Source organism: Bacillus sp. LR_5, assembly GCF_042709275.1.
Genome location: NZ_JAVAXX010000434.1, coordinates 1 through 3651 on the forward strand (window position 1 = coordinate 1; position 3651 = coordinate 3651).

4 protein-coding genes are annotated in these 3651 nt (G+C 38.3%); all 4 read left to right on the forward strand.

Translation table 11 applies throughout. The annotated features are described in order from the left end of the window. Positions 1-136: 136 nt before the first annotated feature. Positions 137-1021 (forward strand): carbohydrate ABC transporter permease, encoded by an 885-nt coding sequence (locus RAC86_RS36510; RefSeq protein WP_377886765.1) that lies wholly within the window; start codon positions 137-139, stop codon positions 1019-1021. Between the two features lie 19 nt (positions 1022-1040). Continuing rightward, positions 1041-1922, forward strand: coding sequence for a carbohydrate ABC transporter permease (locus tag RAC86_RS36515; RefSeq protein WP_326145659.1), 882 nt, complete (start codon positions 1041-1043; stop codon positions 1920-1922). A gap of 92 nt (positions 1923-2014) precedes the next feature. Further along, positions 2015-3283 carry an ABC transporter substrate-binding protein gene (locus tag RAC86_RS36520; RefSeq protein ID WP_038429103.1) on the forward strand — a complete coding sequence of 423 codons (1269 nt, stop codon included), beginning with the start codon at positions 2015-2017 and terminating at the stop codon, positions 3281-3283. 53 nt (positions 3284-3336) lie between these two features. Further along, a partial coding sequence (locus RAC86_RS36525; RefSeq protein ID WP_377886766.1) for a hypothetical protein occupies positions 3337-3651 on the forward strand: 315 nt, incomplete at its 3' end.

The following is a 3651-nucleotide window of genomic DNA, read 5'->3' on the forward strand; positions in this document are numbered from 1 at the left end:
TTTTTAAAAGGGAGTGAAAAACAAAGAATTTTTTGAAAACTGATCTAAAGGGTTTGAAGGTTTTCGAGAATTCCCAGGATATTTGATAAAGTCATGTGGAGTTCCTTATTAAAAATTAGATAAGGCGGGGTGGAAAATGCATAAATCGAAAACATTTTTGTTCTACATGTTCATCTTACCTTGGTTGATTGGGTTCTTTGTTTTTACAGCGGGACCCATGGTGTATTCGTTATATATGTCCTTTACTGACTATTCGGGTCTTGGATCAGCAAATTGGGTAGGATTTGAAAATTATCAAAAGATATTTACAGAAGATCCTTTGTTTTGGCAATCATTATGGAATACACTTTTTTATACCGTTTTTGCAGTACCGCTTGGATTGATAGTTGGTTATCTGTTAGCGGTCCTTTTAAACGCAAAAGTAAAGTTTATGGGGTTTTTTAGAACTGTATTCTATTTACCGTCTCTTGTTCCCACTGTTGCCAGCTCTTTATTATGGATCTTGATTTTTCAGCCGGATTTTGGCATTGCGAATGCGATCCTTTCATTTTTTCATCTGCCAACCTCGAATTGGTTGCTGAGTGAGGCAATGGTTAAACCTTCTTTAATAATTATGAGTCTATGGGGAGCAGGTGGAGGAATGGTTATTTACTTGGCCGGCCTTCAAAATGGGCCTGCCTCCCCCTGTGAAGCTGCTGAGCTTGATGGGGCAGGGAAGTTATCGAAGTTTTGGAATATAACAATACCTATGACATCAAACGTTATTTTTTTTAATTTAATCATGGGACTCATCGGCGCTTTTCAAATTTTTACACAAGCGTATGTTGTAAGCAGTGGAAACGGTGGACCAAATTATAAATCTCTATTTTATGTTTTCTACTTGTATCAAGATGCATTCAAGTTTTTTAAGATGGGGTATGCATCCGCTCTTGCTTGGATTCTATTTCTCATCATTTTAGTTTTCACACTGATTCAATTTAAGGTATTTGGAAAAAAAGTCTACTATGAATATGACGAATAAGTGAGGGAGGGAAAGTGGAGTGGAAATCGCAAAAGTAAAAACCAAAGCAGTGAGGATAAAAAAAGAGAGCAGCATAAAAAAAGGTAAACTTTTTGAAAGAATTCTGACATACGGACTTCTTGCCAGTTTATCTATCGTTTTCATCTTTCCATTTTTATGGTTGGTTGGGACATCACTAAAGCCTGAAAATGAAGCCATTTCTTTTCCACCTAGTTTGCTGCCGAAGGTATGGGATTTTGCGAATTATATAGACGTATTCACTATCGTGGACTTTGGTCAATATTATTTAAACTCCATCATTGTTACTGTAGCAACGGTAATTGGGACGGTTTTATCCTCGACATTGGTAGCTTACGGTTTTGCACGAATTAAGGGAAAAGGACGGGATGTTTGGTTTATCTTGTTGTTGGCAACTATGATGCTCCCTCCGCAAGTCACCATGATTCCTGTATACATGATTTTTGCGAAACTTGGTTGGACAAATACTTTTTTGCCGCTAATTGTTCCTGCTTTTTTTGGTAACGCTTACTTTATTTTCTTGCTTCGACAGTTTTTTAAAACCATCCCAAAAGAGCTTGAAGAATCAGCTTATTTGGATGGGTGCAGCACTCTGGGAATCTTCTGGCGGATTGTCCTTCCGTTATCCACTCCGGCAGTCATTACTGTTGCCTTGCTGAGCTTCATGTGGACTTGGAACGATTTCTTGGGACCGTTAATTTATCTCAATGACGATTCTAAATTCACGCTAGCTTTAGGGATTCTCCAATTCAAGGGTGCATTATTGATAGAGTGGGGACCAATGATGGCAGCAAGTGTGCTTATTATTCTGCCTTTGATAATCATGTTTTTTGTTGGGCAGAAGTATTTCATAGAAGGTATCGCTACTACTGGTGGAAAGTAATAGCTAGGTTTGATTAGTAAGGGTCACGCTAGATAATGGCCTTTTCTGGAATCTTATCTATATTTTACTAAATAAATAGGGGGAGTAATTCGATGTTTAAGAAGAAAGGATTAGGTGTTTTCCTTTTAACCCTTGTGCTGGCTTTATCAGCCTTTTTGTCGGGATGTTCTGGATCTGATACGTCAAGTGGGGACTCAAAGAATGGTGTGACGCTCCGTATATTAGTTTGGAATAACAATCCAGAAGGTACAAAACTGGAAAATGAAATCTTTAAAGCATTTGAGAAAGAAAATCCTGGTGTCAATGTTGAAATGGTTTATGCTCCATACGATAAGTTTAACGACAAGTTCCTAACAATGTCTGCCGGCGGTGACCAGCCAGACTTAGTTTGGATCCAACCATCTGCCTTTGGACAGTTAGTATCTAAAAATGTATTGATGGATCTATCTGATAAAGAGATCAATAAAGATGAATACTTGCCTAACATTCTTGAAATGGGTAAGGTTGATGGCAAGCAATACGCGCTGATTCGTGATGCAGCGACATTCCAGATGGGCTATAACAAAGATATGTTTGATGAAGCAGGAGTGCCATATCCTTCAGATGATTGGACTTGGGATGACTTCCTTAATGCAGCGAAGAAATTAACAAAAGTTGAAGGTGGAAAAACAGTACAGTTTGGAATTGAAAACTACTATACTGGGGAAATTTTGGTTCAAAACGGGGGATCATACATAAGTCAAGATGGCAAGACAGTGACAGTGGACTCGCCGGAAACAATTGAAGCAATCCAGTTTGGATCCGATCTTATCAACAAATATAAAGTTCAACCAACTTCAGCTCAAGCACAGGGCATGTCTAATTTGTTCCTAACTGGAAAAGCGGGCATGAAATTAATGGGCCCATGGGACTGGGCAGATACAGAGAAAAACGTTTCCTTTGAGTGGGATGTGGCACCAATGCCAGCAGGAAAAGCCGGCAATGTATCTGCAGCTTCTTATCTGCCAATCGGTATTGGAAAAGGGACAAAACATCCTGAAGAAGCATTTGAGTTGCTGAAGTTCCTATCAACCGGTAAAGGGCAGGATATCCAGATTGATACAATTAACGCAATTCCAGTGGTAAAGCGTCATGCAGATAAAATAACTACTATGAAAAACGCGCCGGAGAATGCAGCTTCATTAGGAACGCTTCTTCAAGAAGGCAAAACTGTTATGAATGCACCGTATACACCTGATTATGCCGAGATTGCAAATAAAATCCAGCCGGTCATTGATAATATTAATTTGAAGGATCTCGATGCGGAAAAAGAATTGAAAAAAATTGCGGATCAGATTCGCAAAGAATATAACCTGAAATAATAACGAAAAGGTACTTGTTAAATCAAGTACCTTATTTCAAGAAGGTGAAACGGATGAATAAAAGTACGTATTTAGACAGCAAGGTTTTCTGGATAATGGATTTGGTCTTTAGCCTGGCTAAAACGAGTGTATTCTTTTGGGTAGTGTTGATAAAAGAGTTCTTTATATTTGGTCTTGTTGCTTCTTTTTGTACATTGGTTGAAATGATGGATGAAGTTCTTTTGGGGAACGGGGTTTCTATTAGGGAAGGACTTCGAGAGAGAAGCCAAAAATACAAAGGTTATAAAAAAATTTCATTGTTTACTTTTTGTTTTTTTATTTATACAGGGCTGTTTATTATATTTCCATTACCTGAATCCGTACCGGCA